This window comes from Cellulosimicrobium composti, from assembly GCF_010287905.1.
GTDB classification, from domain to species: Bacteria; Actinomycetota; Actinomycetes; order Actinomycetales; family Cellulomonadaceae; genus Cellulosimicrobium; species Cellulosimicrobium composti.
On record NZ_JAAFAN010000158.1, the window covers coordinates 1 to 507 of the forward strand.

Annotated in this window: 1 protein-coding gene; it reads left to right on the forward strand. The window is 71.6% G+C overall.

What is annotated here, in order from left to right; all coding sequences use genetic code 11:
* Window positions 1-507 (forward strand): Ig-like domain-containing protein (locus GYH36_RS19145; protein WP_162290706.1); only part of this gene is annotated, 507 nt, incomplete at both ends.

Consider the following 507-nt stretch of genomic DNA (forward strand, 5'->3'; position numbering starts at 1 on the left):
GAACGACACCGACCCCGACGGCGACCAGGTGGGCCTCGTGCCCGGCGGCATCGAGGACACCCACGACCTCGACGCCGAGGTCGTCGGCGACCGGATCGTGCTCACCTCGCCCGACGACGACGGCGCGTACACCTTCTACTACGCGATCCAGGACACGTACGGTGTGCGGGCCACGGGCGCGGTGACGGTGAACGTCTCGGCGAACGCGCCGCTGCTGCCCCCGGTCGCGCGCGACGACACCGTGCCCGTCGAGGACATCCTCGGCAAGACCGAGGTCACCGTGCCCGTCCTGGACAACGACGAGGACCCCGACGGCGCCGCGACCGAGCTCGCCGTCACCAGCGACGCCGAGACCACGACCGTCACCCCCGACGGCGAGCTCGTCGTCACCCTCACCGAGGCCCGCCAGGTCATCACCTACACCGTGACCGACATGGACGGTCTCACCGCCAAGGCGTTCGTCAAGGTCCCCGGCCTCACCGACCAGGCGCCCACGCTGCGACCGGG